Source organism: Shinella kummerowiae (genome assembly GCF_009827055.1).
Lineage (GTDB): Bacteria > Pseudomonadota > Alphaproteobacteria > Rhizobiales > Rhizobiaceae > Shinella > Shinella kummerowiae.
This window is the reverse complement of sequence record NZ_WUMK01000001.1, coordinates 227743-245352: the sequence shown is the minus strand read 5'-3', so window position 1 is coordinate 245352 and position 17610 is coordinate 227743. Positions and strand designations below refer to the sequence as shown.

Below are 17610 nucleotides of genomic sequence, written 5' to 3'. Positions count from 1 at the left end.
GACGGCAGACCGGCGCTAGGCGTAGACGAATCCCGATTTCTTCACGAGATCGGCAAGGGAGCGAGCCTCCATCTTGCGCATGACACTGGCCCTGTGGATTTTGACCATGATCTCGCTGATGCCGAGCTGGTAGGCGACCTGTTTGTTCAGGAGGCCATCGGTTACATGCTGCATCACCTCCCGCTCCCGAGGGGTGAGCGTCGAGGCTTTCTGCCGGATGGTTTCTCGCACGACCGCATCCTGTCGCCGGAACCGGTCGGTCTCGAATGCCCTTTCGACCGCGCCGAGCAGGGCCTTTCTGCTAAACGGCTTCAGCAGGAAATCCACCGCGCCCGCCTTCATGGCTGCGACACTCATCGGCACGTCGCCATGGCCTGTCACGAAGACAACAGGGATATGGCACCCGAGATCGTCCAGCCGGGACTGGAACTCGATGCCGCTCATTCCGGGCAGATGCACGTCCAGAACGATGCAGCCCGGCATGGACAGGCAACCGTTCTCGACAAAATCCAGTGTGTCATGGAAGCACGATGCCGCAATGCCTGCCGATTGAAGCAAGTCGGCGATACCGGACCTGATGTCCACATCGTCATCGATGACGACGACGGCCTGTTCTTCCGACGGCGCGGTCTGGTGCTTGCGTGCCATAAACATCTCACCCTCCCTCAAAGCGCGTCGCGATCTTCGATTCGCTGCTCGCGTTTCAGGCCTCTGATTTTTCGCAGGAATTGTCTCAGACGGCGGCCGGCTTCAACACTATCCGATGGTCTAGCGCGCGGCACCTTTTGGGGCAGGGCGCCTGACGCCGGCCTATAGGCAAGGCGTCGGAAGTCCGGGTCGCATCGTCTCGATGGCGCCGAGGGATACGGTGTCCGGTTGCGGGTTCGACCGTGTGCCCGCAGCGCGTCGTAGAAGGGTCTTTCGGCTCAGGAAGGCAGGTCCTCAATCTCTCTTGATCTGGCTGGTACGGCCTATAATCTTCCAGAACGGGCGCTTTATTTCGATCAATGGCCGACCGGGGTTACCGGCCTTGAGGTGCCCCCTCAGCAGGGCGTCCAGATCCTTTTGAACCGCTGGGTCGTCGAGGAAATAGCTGTGGCCTGTAAAGCTCGCATTTCCTTGATATTCGACGAAGTCGGCGACCCCCGATATCTGCGTGTTGTTCCACAGCGCATTTGCGCTTGCCGCTTTGGAATCGATGCTGGCGCTCGTCAAACGCCCAAGCCGGATAACGCTTCCAAACAGCGCGCTCGACAGCGCGAGTGCCTGGTTGTTGGGGGATGAATAGACGGTCAGGTGCAGCGAACCCACCGGCGGCAGGAGACCGTAGGGGCTGGCCCGCGTTCCGAAGGGGGCATCCGGATCAGACACGAAGCCGAACAATTTCGTGGTGGCGACGTCCAGATCGACGTCGGGGGCGAACAGCACGACATTGTTGATCTTGTAGCGTTCGCTGATGGACGTGCGGGTCATGTAGCTCTCCATCCCGAGTTGATGGAGCGCGGAAAGCAGGACATCCGCACCGCGGCTGTGCGCGATGAGGTGGAGACGTTCGACGCCATCGGCAGTGGCGAGGGTGCGAATGGCCTTCTTCAAATCGAGGACGGCGAATTCGCCGGATTCCCGGTCGATATTATAGCCGTAGAATGCGCCGCCCGACCCGCCGGCGGGCCATGACAGCGACACGCAGACAAAGTCCGCCGACAGCGTGTTGCATATCTTTCCGGTGGCTTTCGCGGCGTCGTCGAAACTGTTGTTGTAGCCATGGATGAAAACGACCACCTCCTTGCGTTTCGCCTTCGCAAGGCGCCGGCTCACCTCACCCTGCAAGGCCGCGGTTGCGCTCAGATGCGCGTCGACCACGGCGGGCACCCGGCGTGGGCCGCGATCGGTGAGTTCGATGGGATAGGGCGACTGCGGAAATTCGCCGTGTTTGCTGATGCGCACGACTTCCACCGACACTCCCCGATGGGCGAGCGTCACCGAACCGTAGGCCATGGAATGGCCGCGAGTTGCGCCGTAGGAGAGTTTTTCCTCGACCGAGGTGGAAGGCGCCCGGTTGGTCACATAAAGGATGTCGAAGGACGTATCCTGTTCGACATGGGCCTTGGACGTGTCGCCCGCGGCGAGATGTTTGCCGACTGTTTCCGTTGAATAGGAACACGCCGGCGGCAGGAGAAGGCAAGGCAACAGGAACACCAGAAACGCGAACCGGAAAAGCCGCGTTTTTGTGAAGGTTTTCAACGTGCAATACATCAATCGCATCATCGGACGTCGCCCTGTCGTGCGGGATACAGACATAATGCAAAAGAGGCCCCGAGGAGCCTATGCGTTCGTATAGGTCGCGCGGTCGCGTCGACATTCTACTCGCCGGCGCGCGCCAGCACCGAAAACCGCGATCCCTCTCCAGCCCGCGAGCGCACCTCGATGCCGTGGCCGAGCAGTTCGGCGGCCCGCCGCACCACGAACAGGCCGATGCCGAGCCCCTCCGCACCGGCCTCGTCGAGCCGACGGAAGGCCTCGAAGATCTGTGACAGATGCTCGGACGCAATACCGATGCCGGTGTCGCAGACATCTATGCGGACGTTTTCCCCCGCGCGGCGGCAACCGATGAGGATGCGCCCGCCCGGCCTGGTATATTTGACGGCGTTGCGCACCAGATTGCGCAGTATGCTATCGAGCAGCACGGGATTGCTGACCACCAGGCCGCGCGTGACATGGACGCGGATTTCGACGCCTTTTTCCCGGGCGCTGCCTTCGTTTTCGGCGGCGATGCGCCGGAAAAGCGGTGCCAGCGGGATGGGCGAAAGCTCGATCCTCTGGCTTTGCTCGTAGACCAGAAGCGCGCCGGTCAGCCGGTCGAGCTGCTCGGCCAGTCTGCCGATCGCCCGCTCGGCCCTTGCGAGCTGGACCTTCTCCGACGCATGGGCGAGACGGTACTCCAGCCATTCATAAGCGCTTTGGATCACCTGCAACGGCTGGCGCAAGTCGTGTCCGGCCATGGCGAGCAGGGCGGCCGGGAAGTCGCTCCTGCGCGGAAGGTCGAAGGATCCATAGTCGGCAGGTGTCGGGTTCATGGTGTGGTACGCGCTCATAAAACACTACCCTTCTCAATTCGGACCCGGCCGGTATCGTGCGTGGCTCTGACGCGCATTCCGCCGGGCGTCAGGGTCCCGGCGGCGCGGCCCGCATGAGGCTCACCAGCAACAATCCGGCAATGGCGCCCCAGAAGCGTGGCGAGGGCATAGTTGAGGAAATGGTAGGTCAGTTGCGCCCCCTCGCTCATCCCAGGCCGCTATGTTGAGGCCGAGGAGGTTGGAATGCACCCGGCGGTTTCCCTCCCGCTGATCAGGCCGTGTTCACTTCAGTGGGATGACGGCCGGAACGTCCTTGTTCTTGAGCAGGACCACCACGAATTTGGCGCGGTCCGTCGTGCTCGCATTGCGGCTCACCAGATGAATGTCCGACGGGTTCTCGTAGTAGGTTTCGCCGGGTCCGACGGTGACCTCTTCGCCGCCCTCGACCTGCATGACGATCGCGCCCTCCAGCACATAGACGAAGGCGTGGGCATCGTGCCGATGGCTGGGGGAGGACGCGCCGGGCTCATACTCGACCGACAGCATCAGCGCTTCCTTGCCGGGATAGTCCTGCAGGTCCTTGGACATCACGGGCGTGACCTTCGCGCCGTCTTCGGCGGCGGCGGGCAGGATGCCCATGCCGAAGGCGGCCGATACGAGCAGGATGCGGAGCATGGATTTCATCGTGGTTTCCTTTGCGCTTCAGGTGAAGATCGTCTGGCGGATTGTCCGGAGACAGCCGCAAATCGAGCGTATTTGCCGGATCGGGAACGGCGCTCCCGCATGTGTTCTCGTGCGCGGGTCGAAAGCTATGTTTCGCGCGGCGAGGGGAGGGACGCGGGCCATCCGGCGCAGGGGGCCGCATCGCGTATGGACCGATAGTCCGGCAGCAGCCGCAAGTCGGCCAATCGAATGCCGTAATAGCGTGCCTCGGGATCGTCGTCGCAGTCGCGTGCAACCGGTTCGTTGGGGCGGTGAATCTCCGGATCTGCGATCGTCAGCCTGGCGATGGCGGCGCAGGACGAGCAGCGCGCGCAGTCCTTGCCGCTGCATCCCGGACCACTGGAGCCTAGCTTGCCGGCATCTCCGGTGATACCGGCCCGCTCCGAGGGACAATCGTGCGAAACCGTATCGACGTTCCTGTCCTGTGCGGCCTTTATCTTGCGGGGAGTGTTGCGCTTCAGAATGGTGACGACCTTCGAGCCCAGTTGGCTCGTGCCGCCAATGACCACGATCTTCATGGCTGGATTCCTTCGACGTGTTGTTCTCACCTCGTGGGAAGAATGGCGCAACGGCGGTGTGGTCGCTATCGTGCGAACCGGCGGTCGCGTTCGACAAAGGCTTAGGTGGCCCTAGACCTTCCGCCAGTGCGCCCTACCAATGCAACGGGGGCGACCTTCGGGGTCGGATCATCAGGCCTTCGGGCCGTGGCTATCCGCGTCCTTCGCCTTGACGGTCTCCGCCCGGGTGCAGCCGGGAAGATGGCCGAACATGTGCGGCTTGCAGTGCCGGTGGAACCAACCGAGATTGATCGGTTCACCCGACAGGACCTGCCTCGCCAGCGGAACCGATTGCTCACCGATCAGGATGCCGAGCAGGCCGATCAGCGCCACGACGGGTGGGGCGGGCGAGCGGATATCAAGGAACGAATAGATGGCGCCCACCAAAAGGCCGGCACCGAGCGAGAGAAGATAGAGTTTCATCGCGGCGTCCCTTCAGTCTGATCGAACGCCCGTCCGCAGGCGGATTGCGGACGGGCGGCACGGCGGGCGGGCGCGAGGGGACCGCCGGTCCCGTCGTAAGCGGTGTCGGGGCTAATGATCTACCGCCTCAATGACCTTCGGAGGCCCCGAACATCGACTTGGCGTAGACAAGGCCGAGGCCATAGGCGCCGCCGAACTTTTTCGCGATGCCGGTCGTCATCTCGTAGGTTTCGCTGCGCGCCCAGTCGCGCTGGAGTTCCAGCAGGTATTGCAGCGAAGTCATCGGCTTGACGCCGGCCTGCACCATGCGGTCCATGGCCCGGTCATGTGCCTCTGTGGAGATGTCGCCGCAGGCGTCAGCGATGACATACACCTCAAAGCCCTGGTCGAGCGCCGAGAGCGACGGGCCGACGATACAGACGGAGGTCCAGAGACCGCACATGACAAGGCGCTTCTTGCCGATGCGGTTGACCTCCTTGATGACGGCGGCATCCTCCCAGGTGTTCATCGAGGTGCGGTCGAGAAGCGCCTGACCGGGGAAAGCTTCGGTGATCTCGGAGAACATCGGGCCGGAAAAGGTCTTTTCGGCTACCGTGGTCAGAATGGTCGAGACGCCAAAACCGGCGGCCGCATGGGCAACGAGTGCTGCGTTGTTGCGCAGGTTCACGGCATCGATCGATTTCGTCGCAAAGGACATCTGCGACTGGAAGTCGATCATGATCAGGGCATGGTCCCCGGGCGTGACAAGCAATGAGCCGGGGGTGGGGGTGGCGTTGATGGTCATGTCATTCTCCTTGGGATTGGTGGGTGCGCGAATGTTGCGACTGCCCGCCCCGCATGTTTCTGACGCGAAACCGGGAATGGCGGTAGTTAACCATGAGTATGGGTATGGCGAGCGGCCCGTCCGGGAAACAGGAGCCCGTACTCACTTCTGGCGTTTAAAAGGATGTTCTTATATTTCAACTTGAAGTCGGTGGTGGCGCTCATGCAAGCGGCTACTCTCACTGTGGTTGAAATCCGCAAGCGATAGAGGGCCCGCCCGTCTCGCGAGTCGAGAACGGTTTCTCGATGGTTTGCTGTCACAACCCAACATCGACATTCGCAGAGACCCACCGCAGGCGGGAGCGTTCTTTCAGGTTACAGACGTCGTTCCGGCGCTGCCTGCGAGAGGGCGTTCGTGGTGCACCGGCGCCATCCCGGTTTCCATGAGGCGCGGAGCGGACTCGCAGGGACCAGGGGACAATGTTGCCTGCCCAGACACATGCGACACGAAGCGCTGACGGCTCTCCGGCTTTCCCCTGGGGCAGGAGCCGCCGATGACGAGTGTCTGGTTGCACCGCCCTTCGCTTCTCCATCTGGCGCTGTTCGGTGTGACCTATGTGCTTGCCGCGGGCTTCGCGCAACTGCTCGCCATCGTGCCGGGAACGGGCATTTCGATCTGGCCACCGAGCGGGCTTTTCGTTGCCACACTCATCCTCGCAACGCCGCCGAGTTGGCCATGGTGGGTGCTGGCGGGCTCCCTGGGGGAGTTTTCGGCCAACGTCCTCTGGTTCCACAATCCGCTGCCGGTCGCCGTGCTGATCTATACCGGCAATGCCCTGGAGGCGATGGTCGGCGCATGGCTTGTGAAGCGGACCTGCGGGCGGCCCGTCCGGATGGAAACCGTGCAGGAGGTCGTCGCCCTGATCGTGATGGGCGCCGGTGCCGCGCCGATCATCAGCGCGACGATGGGCAGCGCGACGCTCGCCTGGTTCGGCATGCAGCCCTTTACCCGGGCCTGGCCGTTGTGGTGGATCGGTGACGCCACGGGCGTGCTGATCGTCGCCCCGCTGGCGCTGGTCGTCTTTCAGAGCTGGCGCGGCGATGCCCGGCTCTCGGCTGCGCGGTGGACGGAAGCCGGCATACTGGGGATGATCTTCCTTGCCGTCGCCGGCCTTTCCCTGAGCGGCTACCTGCCTTTCGCCTATATCATCATGCCGCCCCTTCTTTGGGCGGCGGTGCGCTTCGAGTTCAAGGGCGCGGTCATCACGCTCGCTCTTCTCGCGCTGATCACCGCGGCTTTCACGGTGTCCGGCGTCAGCCAGTTTGCCGGCGACCCCGAATCCCAGCGGCACAAACAGATCATGCTGCAGCTTTTTCTGGTCATTTCGGCGTTCTCGGCGCTCATCGTTGCCGCAATATCCCGGCAGTACCAGCGTGCGCTGCTGACCCTGCGCGAAAGCGAACGGCAGCTCCAGCAGCTTATCGACGCCGTCCCGACGCTCATCTGGTGTGCGACGCCGGAGGGCGTGCCGTGTTACCTCAACAAGCGGGCCATGGATGTGATCGGCGCGACCGTCAAGGACCTGCTTGCGCCCGATGGATCGCGGTCATTGACGATCGTCCATCCGGAAGACCGGGATGCCGCGGAAAAGGCCTATGCGCACGCCTTTGAAACGGGTGAGCCCCTCCTGTGGCGATATCGCCAGCGCCGTGCCAACGGTCCCCACCGGTGGGTGGAAAGCCGCGCGGAGGCGCTGCGCGACGAGACCGGCGCGATCGTCCAGTGGTATGGCGTATCTGTCGATATCGAGGACATGATGAAGGCGCAGGAGGCCTTGCGGGAGCGCGAGCGGGAACTCTCGCAGCTTGTGGAGATGGTTCCGGTTCACATTCGGCGACTGACGCCGGAGGGCAACCCGACCTTCTTCAACAAACGCCTGCTGGACTTCTTCGGCCTGGATTCCGTATCGGAACTGGACAAGCCCGGCTTGAGCCGGTTGACGGCGGCGATCGAGGCGCTCGTCCACCCCGAGGATGCCGGCAAGCTGCTCGCGACCGTGCATAAGGCGGTCGCGACCGGCGAGCCGTTCTCCCTGAAATATCGCATGCTGCACGCGGACGGCACCTATCGTTGGGTCGACGGCCGCGGGGAAGCGGTGCGGGACGAGCACGGAGAGATCGTGCAATGGTACGCCGTTTCCCTCGACATCGACGACCAGGTGCGCTCGCGCGAGGAACTGAGCCTCGCCCAGGAGAACCTTGCCATCGCGAGCCGGGCGGCGAGCCTTGCCGAACTTTCCGCCTCGATAGCCCATGAGGTTAACCAGCCACTGACGGCTGTCGTGGCGAATTCGCTCGCCTGCCAACGCTGGCTTTCGGCCGAGCCGCCTCATCTCGAAAAGGCGCAGAAGACGCTGGGGCTCATCGTCCGGGCGGCCAATTCGGCGACGGACATCGTGCGCCACACCCGCGCCTTGTTCCGGCGCACCGCCAGCACGCGGACGAGCACGATGCCTGCCAGCGTCATCACGGAGGCACACAATCTCATGGCCGAGGAGGCGGCGCGTCGGCGCGTCCGTGTGACCGCCGATGTCGAACGTGATCTTCCGCCCGTTTCCCTGGATCGCGTGCAGATCCAGCAGGTGTTGATCAACCTCCTGCGCAACGGCATGGATGCTGTGGAGGCGATCACGGGTGACAGGACCATCGGGATCCGAATGCGCCGGTTGGGAGGCGTCGTCCAGACCGAGATCAGCGATCACGGTCCGGGCATCGAACATCCGGAGAAGGTATTCGAGCCCTTCTTCACCACGAAGGCGCATGGCATGGGCATGGGGCTTGCGATCTGTCGTTCGATTGTCGAGTCCCACGGCGGACGGTTGTGGGCGGAGGCGAACGAACCGCAAGGAGCGATCTTCATCTTCACCCTGCCCATCGAAGGGGCGCCGGCATCCTGAAGGCCATGATCGCCAAACAAACACCAGCCGACTGGCAGCACGACGTTTAAGCCGATCGCAGCCCATCCGATATTGGACAAGGCTGCGACCGACCGGGTTTGACATGGGCGGCACCCTGCGCTCGGGAGCCGCCCACGCAATGCCTCTACCTGCGATCAGTAATCCCAGAAGGTCGGGACCCAGCGGAAGGCGGCGCCATCGGCCGCGACATGACCAATAGACGGGAACGGCAAGTGCGTCGCCACCAGGTATTCGGTGGTTCCCGCCAGTTCCTTCAGCAGACGGATGCGGACGCGGGCGGCTTCCTCGGGGTCGTGTTCGAAGCCGTTGTACCATTCGGGATGTTCGAAGCCGACCGCGAAGACCAGATCGCCGGCGAATGTCAGCTTGTCGTTGCCTGATGCCACGCGGACCACGCAATGTCCGGGCGTGTGGCCGCCGGTGCGCTGGGCGATGACGCCCGGTGCGATGTCGCACCGATCTTCAAATGGTCGCAGGTGGCTGGCATATTCCTTCATGAACCGCTTGGCGGCCGAGCGCAGCGCGTCCGGGAAGCCGGGCGGCATCGAGACATGAGAAAAGTCGGGCTTCTGCCAGAAGTCCACTTCGGCGGCGGCCAGATGGATGCGCAGGTCCGGACGCAGCTGCTCCTTGACGCCGTCGATGAGCAGTCCGCCGATATGGTCCATATGCATATGGGTCAGCACCACATCGGTGACGGAGGCGAGATCCACGCCGGCGGACGCCAGGCGTTTGATCAACTGCCCGGCGCGCGGCAGGTTCAGGTCTGGATCCAGCCCCAGACCGGCGTCGACGAGAATGGTCTGTTCGCCGCTGCGCACCACCACCACGTTCAGCGCCCAGTCGTAGGCGTCCGGCGGCAGGAACATGTCTTTCAGCCACTTGGCCCGTTCGGACGGGTCGATGTTATGGGCCAGCATGGCGGTGGGAAGGGGCAGCACGCCGTCGCTGACGATCAGCACGTCGATATCGCCGATCTGCAGCGGATAACGCGAGGGAACCAGTTCGTCAGGCTTGCCGGAGGCGGCTGCCTCCTGTTGGCCATTCATGCGCGGTTTTGCTTCTGCCTGTGACATGATGCGCTCCTGTGTGTGGGATCGAGAGGGGTCTCGCTGTTGACACTAGGTTGGAGCGTGCGGAGGGTCGACCGCATTGGGGGAGAGGGAAGCCTACGCCCCGAGGATAGGGCAGCCTGTGCTCCCGGTGGAGCGCAGCGCGCATGAGAGGAGGGACGAGGCTGGCATGAGGGCGTAGCTGCGCCCTCCCGTCGCAGGGGTGCGCCGCCCTTTTGTCTCTCGGGAAACCTCGCGCCAAGGCGACGCCGATGCCGTCGAGGTGATTGCCGAACGTTCCCGCATCATGGCGCGCCGATGGTTTCGGTCAGCTCTCCCGTCGAATGCGAATGCCATTCAGGACGAGTTCAACGGCGGAAGCAACGGTTTGCTTTGGGTCAGGATGGACGCCGACAAGCGCCTGAAGAAGATTGTCGCGGATCATGCCGACAAAATGCCGGGAAACCTGCAGGCAGTCCTGCGTGTGGATTTCGCCGCGCTCCTTGGCGGCTTCCAGGACTTCGGCCAGCCGCTGTGTCGCGCGGCCAGGCCCTTGATCGTGGAACACCTTCACGAGTCCTGGAAAGCGATGGGCCTCGCAAACGACAATACGATAGAGGCCCATGAGGTTGGGCGACGTGTAGAGGTCAAGAAGACGTTTTCCGAACGTCGTCAGCATCTCCTCCAGGTCATGTCCTTCAATCAGCCCGACATCCAGCGTTGACAGCAACTTGCTTGCGTTTTCGTAGACGATGGCTGCAAACAGCCCTTCTTTGTTTCCGAACGCATTGTAGATGTTGCGCTTCGATCCGCCGGCCCGTTCGATGATCGCATCGATGCTCGTGGCAGCGTAACCTTGCTCGAAAAACACGTCGGCCGCCGCTTGAAGGAGAGCTTCGCGGCGCGCGCCGGGTTTCACCAGACTGACTTTTACCAAGGTTTGTCGCCTCCTCTGACAATGATCCCGCTTGACCGGTAATCACAATTACCGTAGGCGTCAATGGTAACGGACATTACCGGAGACCAAGATGGTGAAATCCAAGAGAAGGCGTGGCGATCCATCGGCCGATTTGGGTCGTGCGCGCCGTGTTGCAAATCTTGCCGAACTGTCCGCATCGATCGCCCATGAGGTAAGCAACCCCTTGACGGCGGTTCTGGCGTCCTCGAACGCCTGCGAACGATGGCTGACGGCAGACCCGCCCAATATCGAACGCGCGCTGATCGCCGTGAAACGCATCACACGGGCGGCGAATACCGCCTGCGAGGTGGTGAACCACATCCGCGTTCTGTCGCGGCGGCCCGGCGAGACGCGGGAACCCGCCGCAGTCGGGGACCTTGTCGCGGAAGCACGCGACCTCATGGCCGAGGAGGCGTCGCGGTATTTTGTACGGCTTGATCTCGACGTGGAGCCCGATCTACCGCCTGTTGCGGTCGATCGCATCCAGATCCGGCAGGTTCTGGTCAATCTCATCCGCAACGGGTTGGAGGCGATGGAGTTCGTCGCACGCGACCGGACCCTGAAAATCGCCGTCGAGCGCTGCGGAGACACGCTTCAGATCGCCATCAGCGACTGTGGTGTCGGGCTGGAACACCCCGACAAGATCTTCCAACCCTTCTTCTCGACGAAGTTTCAGGGCATGGGCATGGGGCTTGCCATCTGCCGCACGATCGCCGACGCGCATGCCGGGCGCCTGTTCGCGAAGCAGAACGATCCCCATGGAACCACGTTCGTCTTTGTTCTGCCGCTCGGCGCATCCTCGACCGCGCCGCATGTTGCAGCGGCTTAGGTCTCCTCCACGGTGACGGTTCGCCAAAAAAACGGGCCGTCTGGCGAGGGGAAACCGACGGCCCGTTCAAGCGGGTCATGCCTGTTGGCGCATCGCGGGGATGGGGCAGCCGCGAGGCCATGTCACCACTTTGGAGGGGAGGCGGGAAGTGGTGATGAGGGGCACCATACGCAAGAACGCCTCTGCGCATCACTGTACGAAGGTATGCATTGGCACCACGACATGACACCGTCGGCCGTTTGCTGCAGCGGCCGGTGCGCAAGTCGGCGCCGGCGAATGTCGAATATCACGGCTTGCGGCACAACGCTCGCGATGGAATTGTCACTTGCACAACTTGCGACGAGATCGCTGCGCCACGCACGTCCTCGTTCTCCGTTTTCTCGTCCTTGTCCTATCGCATTTCACCGGGGGGTGACTGGTGTCCAACACTGAATCTTTGGCGTTGCAACTCATCGAAAATATACCGGGGCATGTTTGGTCGACGGATCTCGACGGGCGTTTCACCTATGTGAATTCCAGCATGCGGGCATTTTTCGGCGGCACACCGGACAATGGCCTGGGGACGATGGAAGACTGGTTGCAGCGTGTTCATCCCGTGGATCGCCACCATGTTGCTGCCGGATGGCAGCATAGTCTTGCGATCGGTGATCCGTTCGCCAGCGAGCACCGCACATGCGGCGGAGATGGTGCCTATCGGTGGTTTCGCACGTCGAGCCGCCCTTTTCGTGACAGCCATGGAGTCATCGAGGCATGGCACGGCCAGACGATCGACATCGAGGACCAGAAGAAAGCCGAGGAGGAATTGCGCGACCGTTCGGTGGAACTGTCCGTGCTCATCGACATGGTTCCGAGCCACCTGTGGCGGTTGACGCCGGACGGCACAACCACGCTGGTCAACAAGCGTATGGCGGACTTTCTTGGTCGGGATCTCTCCGACAAGAGCAGTATCGAATCCGTGATGGATACGATCTTTCATCCAGAGGATGCAGACGTTGTGGAGACGGAGCTGGGCCGCTGTCTTGCCACGGGTGAACGATTCTCGATGCGGTACAGGCTGCTGCGGGCGGACGGCATGTATCGCTGGATGTCCGGCCGTGCGGAGCCCATGCGCGACCAGGGTGGAAGTATCACTGCGTGGTTCGGACTTTGCCACGACATAGAGGACGAAATGCAGGCCGCCGCCGCGCTGCGCCGTTCCGCCAGCAAACTCGCCCTGGCCAGTCAGGCGGCCAACCTGTCGCAGCTTTCCGCGTCGATCGCACACGAGATCTACCAGCCGCTGGCGGCGATCATCACCAATTCCGACGCATGCCAGCGATGGCTTGCGGCCGATCCGCCGAACATCGAGCGGGGAAAATTCACCGCGAAACGCATCGCGCAAGACGCCTTGGCGGCGGTCGACGTCGTTGGCCGAATTCGGGCGCTCTTTCAGCGCAAGCCGCAGCCGCGGCTGATCGAAGACATGAACCAACTCGTCGTCGAAGTCCTTGACCTGATGTCTGACGAGATTGCCGGAACGTCGACCCGCGTCGATACCGATCTTGCCGTGAACCTGCCGCAGATTCCAATCGACCGCGTGCAGGTGCAGCAGGTTCTCGTAAACCTGATCCGAAACGCCATCCAGGCCATGGACAGTACAAATCCGCTGCGTTCACTCAGCATCACGTCATATCCAAGCGATCCCGATGGCGTCCGTGTCGAGGTTCGGGACACCGGAGGCGGTTTTGCCGATCCCAATCGTGTCTTCGAGCCCTTTTTCACGACCAAGAGTAACGGAATGGGCATGGGGCTTCCGATCTGCCGTTCGATTGTCGAATCGCACGGAGGCAAGCTCTGGGTGGCGAACAACGAGGTGGCTGGCGCGACGGTCGCATTCACCCTGCCTGCCGCGTCGGCGGAGTATGGAACGGCGGACGTCTAGGTCGTTGCGTCCGGATACCGATCGGTCCGGTGCTTTCTAACGAAGCCGCCGCTGAGCACAACCATCGCAAGCCCCCAGGCGGTCATCGTCATTGCCACGGAGAACGCCGCCAAGCGTGCATATCCGGTCTCAGCGATCACGGTGCCGGCAAATATGGGCCCGATAGCGAATCCAAGCAGATGCGCCGACCCGGCCGCCGCAGCCCATCGCCCGCTGCGGTCCAGGGTGGCAGCCAGGCCGAACAGATAGGGAAGCGAAAAATAATAGAGGATAGCCGAGGCGACGACCGCGACTCCATAAGCCAGCGGATCGCGCCACAGGCACAGCACAAGCACAACGACCCCATACCCGAAGCAGAACGCCGAAATAGGCAATGTTCTCCCCCACTGCACGTTCAGAACAGTGGCCGCTCCCGCCCCGATGAGACCCACGAGGGCGGAAATCGTCAGGATATATCCGACGGCACTGGTGCTCAGGCCGACCCGTTGCCCCAGCGGCCCGCTGAAGGCGAACAGCCCTGCCGAGACCGTCACGTAGAGGACGATGGCGATAAAAAGCAAAAAACCGAGGAACGCAGGCGATCCGGTATCGCTAGATACGTCGTTTTCTTCGGCCTTGGGGGTGTTGGGCACGAGGAAGAGAAGCGGTGCAAAGACCAGCATGACCACGGCAAGGAGAGCGAAGATGCCGCGATGCGCAAACGTGGCGGTAACCTCACCGCCGACGCTGAAAAGCACAACACTGGCGATCGCGCACGCGAACTGGAAGTAGCCGAAGACTTTTTCGGGGTTGCCGCATCGGGAGGCAACGATGCTGAGGGAAATGGCATAGAGCACGCCTTCTCCGATACCCGCGAGGCCCCGCAATAGAACCAGAACCGTCCATGTCGTGTCCGAAATCGACGCGGCTTGGGCAATCAAAGTCACGAGAAGCGCAAGAAGGCCGGTGCGACGGGTGGCAAGCCGCGACAGAAACGGCGCGATGGCGATGGCTGTCGCCCCAAGCGCAAAGAGTTCGACAGAGGCGACGATACCCGCATCGCGCTCGGACAACGAAAGCCCCGCCATCAGTCCGGCCACGACAAAAGGCGACATCTGGACGACGACCCCGCCGATCATGTGGAAGGCGATTGCGCCGATCACCACGGATGCGGGGTCACGAACCGGATTGTCAGACTTGTCTCTCATTACTCAGCCTATCCGACCCGCTCCGGCGGCCACCTTAGTCCGTCAGCCAAGCGAAGGCCACATGCCGAGAGGCATGAAGCAGGCAGGGTTGAGCCACATCGTCGCTGCGAGCGGCCCAACCTGGTTTTGCGGACACGAGATGCGATCGGCGTGAGGTATCGCATCAATAGCGGCGAGAACGCAGGGCGCTTCACTGTTGGTATTTTCAGTGGCAGCGAGGAGAAATGGCAGCGTGCCATGGAGACGGACCGGCGCCACCGCCAGGGTTTGTCTGGCGTTGTGATCGTGCTGATACAAGATCTCGGTCCGCAGCCCAGCTCCCTCAATCCGTTCAACGACAAGGATGATATCGGCCAGTTGAAGATCGAGCGACTCGTGGCTTTTCCGCATTGTGGCCGAGGAGGTAGTGGCAGGCGAGCACGGTGATGGTTTGTGGCGTGCCACGGCGGGCGCGACAACCGTGATCGGTGCGAAAACGCGCACGCCTCTCGATGAGGCGACAGCAGTGACACTCGCGGCCGTTGATGCCTCGACTATGCGTGTAGGCGATGAGCAGGATTGTCGCTAGTCTCGCTCGTTTCGATCCAGAAGATCTTGGCCGCAAGGAGATCAGCAAGTTTGATAGATTCGGTCGAGCTGACCAGCGGACATTCTCGTTGATCTACGACCAGGGCCACGAGGCCCACTTGGGAAAGCGTGCCGGCGCGGTAGTACGACAGGAAGGCGCCGATTTCGTTCAGGCCGAGACCACGCGCTTGATCGGTTCGGATGGGCGCCGCTGCATCATAGTCCCCTTTGCTGTCCTGCGTTGTTCACTAATGTTGTTGGGCAAGCAGCTTCGAGCGAAAAAATGGGTATGGCGCCCCCTGACGCGCTGCCTCGCGGAAGCTTTTTGGGTGTAGACCTTGCGTGTCTTCGCAGCGGATGGGACGGGGTGGACCTGCAACGCGATCACGCTGATGGCGTCCGGCGAGCTCGGACATACGGCTCGGCGGTCTCATGGGTGTCGCGGGGCGTGCAGCCGCTTCTTGCGCTGTACGCCCCGCAGCCGGAAGGACCCGAGGTCCTCGAAGGTCGCTGCTTCCATGGCCGTGAGCAGTTCCAACAGCTCCTGCGAGATCAAGAGGGGGCGGTTGAGCTTCCGGCTGGTGGCGACGATGCGCGATGCCTCGTTGACAGCCGGCCCGATGACGGTGAAGTCCAGCCTCTCGTCGCTGCCGATGTTGCCGTAGAACACCTCGCCGACATGCAGCCCGACATGCACGGTGGTGGTGGCGAGCCCTTTCTCCTGGCGTTCCAGGTTGAGCGTCTCCACGCGCTGCGCAAGGTCGCGCCAGGCGTTCAGGCTGGCGGAGGCTGCTTGCTGCGGGTCCGTATCGTTGAAGATGGCCAGCGTGCCGTCGCCGATCAGCTTGAGCACATCGCCGCCCGCGCTATGGACGGCGGAAATGATCGCCTCGGCGTAGCCGCCCAGCATGGCGATGAGGTCGCTGCCATGCAGCTTTTCGGAAAGCGACGTGTAGTTCCGCATGTCGGAAAACCAGAGCACTGTCTGGATGCTATCGACCTTGCCGCGCTCGATGCGGCCGCGCAGAACCCGGTTTGCGGCATCGCGCCCCAGATAGACCTCGGCGAGCGAGCCGGCAATCCGGCGCAACGCCGCTGACTTTATGGCGAGCGCGAGCGCAGGCACCGTTCGCCGCAGGCAGTCCAGGTCCGCTTCGGAAAAACCCCCTGTGCGTTTTGTCGACCACCGTGAAAACAGGTTGTCGACGTCGCCGATGATGTTTCCGTTTCCCAATCGATGGACCTGGACGAAGTAGTCGCTGTGCCCGGCCAGCCGAAGGTCGTTCAGAATGTCAAACGGTTGTTCCTCGCCGTCCGACAACAACACGCGCAATTCACCAAGCGCGTTTTCCAGCATGTAGTGAAACGGACTGCTGCGCCATTGGTGCAGATTGTCTGCGGCTTGCAGTCGTAGAAAGTCCCTTCGTGCCGTTCCGGCCTCGTCGTGAACGTCCCAGTAGTAGCCTTGGGCCTCCAGCGCCGGATGCAGCGTATCGAGGAAGACCGCAACCTGTTCCAGCTCGATACCCAGGGAACGCACCTTACGGCAGAAGGAAGCAACCATCTCGGCTTCGTCCAGCCCGTCGAGACCGAGTTGCACGAGCCAGTCCACGACCTCGCCGATTTCCTGCTGATCCACAGCAAACTCCACATTTGGACGCTGGGCGTCGCGCCTAGTCGAATGACATGGATAGAAGTGGGTTGCCTCGCAGGCAATCCTCTTGGTTCGTGCGTGGAGCCTATCTTTCTTGCAGCCTCAGGGTGAGGCCGGCCGAGCTCGCCAGAAGCCGCATAGAGGCAAAAGCCCCTGGCCCTTCAAGCATCTATGGTGCGGCGACAGGCACATGCCTGCCGCCGACTCTCGTCTATTTTTCTGACAAAACAATGATTTGCTGCCGGTTTATGCGATTCGGCGCATGGTCGCGCCTCACTTTTTTGCCTCTTGTCATGGGCCCGAACGCCGCCATATTGCCCTTGAAGCAAAAGGAGCGATGGACATGAACGACGAGGCGATCGAAACGCCGGACGAGGTGGTTGCCTATTGGTGCGAGACGCTGACGGCGAAGGACTGGTGGCAATCGGCGCCCGCTCTCGATGTGCATGTCACCGAACGGTTTGCCGCAACGCACCTGGCGCTCTCGCGCGGCGTGACGCCGCCGTGGCGGGCGAGCCCGGAGGCGCGGCTGGCGGCCATTATCGTGCTCGACCAGTTTCCCCGCAACATGTACCGCGCCTCTCCCATGGCGTTTGCGACGGACTGGATCGCCCGGCGCGAGGCGCGGCTCGCGCTGGACGCGGGTGCGGACAAGCTGGTTGGTTTTGATCGACGGCATTTCTTCTACATGCCGTTCGAGCATTCGGAAGTGCTTGCCGACCAGGATCTCTCTATCGCTCTTTTCGAGGCACACGGCGATGAGATGTATCTCGACTATGCGCAGCGACACCATGAGGTGATCGCCCAATACGGCCGTTTTCCGCATCGCAACGCCTTCCTCGGCCGTGTTTCGACACCGGAGGAAGAGGCCTATCTCACCAAACCGGGGGCAGGATTCTAGTCGCGCAGGCGGCATGGTTTA

At 62.3% G+C, this 17610-nt stretch carries 16 protein-coding genes; 5 read left to right on the top strand and 11 right to left on the bottom strand.

The genetic code is table 11. The annotated features are described in order from the left end of the window. Positions 1-15: 15 nt before the first annotated feature. The 7 genes from GR138_RS01180 to GR138_RS01150 form a co-directional block, all read right to left on the bottom strand. On the bottom strand, positions 16-654 hold the full coding sequence (locus GR138_RS01180) for a response regulator transcription factor (protein WP_160856785.1): 639 nt from the start codon (positions 652-654) through the stop codon (positions 16-18). 288 nt (positions 655-942) lie between these two features. Then, positions 943-2244: an alpha/beta hydrolase gene (locus tag GR138_RS01175; RefSeq protein WP_246200242.1), complete on the bottom strand. Its 1302-nt coding sequence runs from the start codon at positions 2242-2244 to the stop codon at positions 943-945. A gap of 119 nt (positions 2245-2363) precedes the next feature. After that, on the bottom strand, positions 2364-3095 hold the full coding sequence (locus tag GR138_RS01170) for a sensor histidine kinase (RefSeq protein ID WP_160856784.1): 732 nt from the start codon (positions 3093-3095) through the stop codon (positions 2364-2366). Between the two features lie 264 nt (positions 3096-3359). Beyond that, positions 3360-3761, bottom strand: a complete 402-nt coding sequence (locus tag GR138_RS01165) for a cupin domain-containing protein (protein WP_160856783.1) — start codon at positions 3759-3761, stop codon at positions 3360-3362. A 125-nt stretch (positions 3762-3886) separates the two neighbouring features. Then, the gene (locus GR138_RS01160; RefSeq protein WP_160856782.1) at positions 3887-4318 is read right to left on the bottom strand and encodes a hypothetical protein; all 432 of its coding nucleotides are present in this window, start codon (positions 4316-4318) and stop codon (positions 3887-3889) included. Positions 4319-4489: 171 nt separating this feature from the next. Then, a complete protein-coding gene (locus tag GR138_RS01155) occupies positions 4490-4780 on the bottom strand; it encodes a XapX domain-containing protein (RefSeq protein WP_160856781.1) in 291 nt (96 codons plus the stop codon). Positions 4781-4907: 127 nt separating this feature from the next. After that, positions 4908-5558, bottom strand: a complete 651-nt coding sequence (locus GR138_RS01150) for a hydrolase (RefSeq protein ID WP_338091036.1) — start codon at positions 5556-5558, stop codon at positions 4908-4910. Positions 5559-6096: 538 nt separating this feature from the next. Here GR138_RS01150 and GR138_RS01145 point away from each other — a divergent pair. Further along, positions 6097-8499 (top strand): MASE1 domain-containing protein, encoded by a 2403-nt coding sequence (locus GR138_RS01145; protein ID WP_160856779.1) that lies wholly within the window; start codon positions 6097-6099, stop codon positions 8497-8499. A 155-nt stretch (positions 8500-8654) separates the two neighbouring features. Here GR138_RS01145 and GR138_RS01140 read toward each other — a convergent pair whose 3' ends face one another. Then, positions 8655-9569, bottom strand: coding sequence for an MBL fold metallo-hydrolase (locus GR138_RS01140; protein ID WP_246200278.1), 915 nt, complete (start codon positions 9567-9569; stop codon positions 8655-8657). A 331-nt stretch (positions 9570-9900) separates the two neighbouring features. After that, positions 9901-10509: a TetR/AcrR family transcriptional regulator gene (locus GR138_RS01135; RefSeq protein WP_160856777.1), complete on the bottom strand. Its 609-nt coding sequence runs from the start codon at positions 10507-10509 to the stop codon at positions 9901-9903. A 91-nt stretch (positions 10510-10600) separates the two neighbouring features. Between GR138_RS01135 and GR138_RS01130 the strand changes: the two genes are divergently transcribed. After that, on the top strand, positions 10601-11359 hold the full coding sequence (locus GR138_RS01130; RefSeq protein ID WP_160856776.1) for a sensor histidine kinase: 759 nt from the start codon (positions 10601-10603) through the stop codon (positions 11357-11359). Between the two features lie 418 nt (positions 11360-11777). Then, positions 11778-13280, top strand: a complete 1503-nt coding sequence (locus tag GR138_RS01125; RefSeq protein ID WP_338091026.1) for a sensor histidine kinase — start codon at positions 11778-11780, stop codon at positions 13278-13280. Here GR138_RS01125 and GR138_RS01120 read toward each other — a convergent pair. Next, on the bottom strand, positions 13277-14467 hold the full coding sequence (locus GR138_RS01120) for an MFS transporter (RefSeq protein WP_160856775.1): 1191 nt from the start codon (positions 14465-14467) through the stop codon (positions 13277-13279). The two genes, GR138_RS01125 and GR138_RS01120, sit on opposite strands and share 4 nt — an antisense overlap. Positions 14468-14617: 150 nt before the next feature. On the opposite strand from GR138_RS01120, the gene GR138_RS30425 reads away from it, so the two are divergent. Next, complete coding sequence (locus GR138_RS30425; protein ID WP_210253446.1) at positions 14618-14893, top strand: hypothetical protein; 276 nt, start codon at positions 14618-14620, stop codon at positions 14891-14893. Positions 14894-15464: 571 nt separating this feature from the next. On the opposite strand, the gene GR138_RS30770 is transcribed toward GR138_RS30425, so the two are convergent. Beyond that, the gene (locus GR138_RS30770) at positions 15465-16673 is read right to left on the bottom strand and encodes an adenylate/guanylate cyclase domain-containing protein (RefSeq protein WP_160856773.1); all 1209 of its coding nucleotides are present in this window, start codon (positions 16671-16673) and stop codon (positions 15465-15467) included. A gap of 358 nt (positions 16674-17031) precedes the next feature. On the opposite strand from GR138_RS30770, the gene GR138_RS01105 reads away from it, so the two are divergent. Beyond that, positions 17032-17589, top strand: a complete 558-nt coding sequence (locus tag GR138_RS01105) for a DUF924 family protein (RefSeq protein WP_160856772.1) — start codon at positions 17032-17034, stop codon at positions 17587-17589. Positions 17590-17610: the final 21 nt, after the last annotated feature.

Coding starts and splice junctions, on each gene's coding strand:
- GR138_RS01180 (WP_160856785.1), bottom strand. CDS start 654: ATGTTTATGGCACGCAAGCACCAGACCGCGCCGTCGGAAGAACAGGCC.
- GR138_RS01170 (WP_160856784.1), bottom strand. CDS start 3,095: ATGAGCGCGTACCACACCATGAACCCGACACCTGCCGACTATGGATCC.
- GR138_RS01165 (WP_160856783.1), bottom strand. CDS start 3,761: ATGAAATCCATGCTCCGCATCCTGCTCGTATCGGCCGCCTTCGGCATG.
- GR138_RS01160 (WP_160856782.1), bottom strand. CDS start 4,318: ATGAAGATCGTGGTCATTGGCGGCACGAGCCAACTGGGCTCGAAGGTC.
- GR138_RS01155 (WP_160856781.1), bottom strand. CDS start 4,780: ATGAAACTCTATCTTCTCTCGCTCGGTGCCGGCCTTTTGGTGGGCGCC.
- GR138_RS01145 (WP_160856779.1), top strand. CDS start 6,097: ATGACGAGTGTCTGGTTGCACCGCCCTTCGCTTCTCCATCTGGCGCTG.
- GR138_RS01140 (WP_246200278.1), bottom strand. CDS start 9,569: ATGAATGGCCAACAGGAGGCAGCCGCCTCCGGCAAGCCTGACGAACTG.
- GR138_RS01130 (WP_160856776.1), top strand. CDS start 10,601: ATGGTGAAATCCAAGAGAAGGCGTGGCGATCCATCGGCCGATTTGGGT.
- GR138_RS01120 (WP_160856775.1), bottom strand. CDS start 14,467: ATGAGAGACAAGTCTGACAATCCGGTTCGTGACCCCGCATCCGTGGTG.
- GR138_RS01105 (WP_160856772.1), top strand. CDS start 17,032: ATGAACGACGAGGCGATCGAAACGCCGGACGAGGTGGTTGCCTATTGG.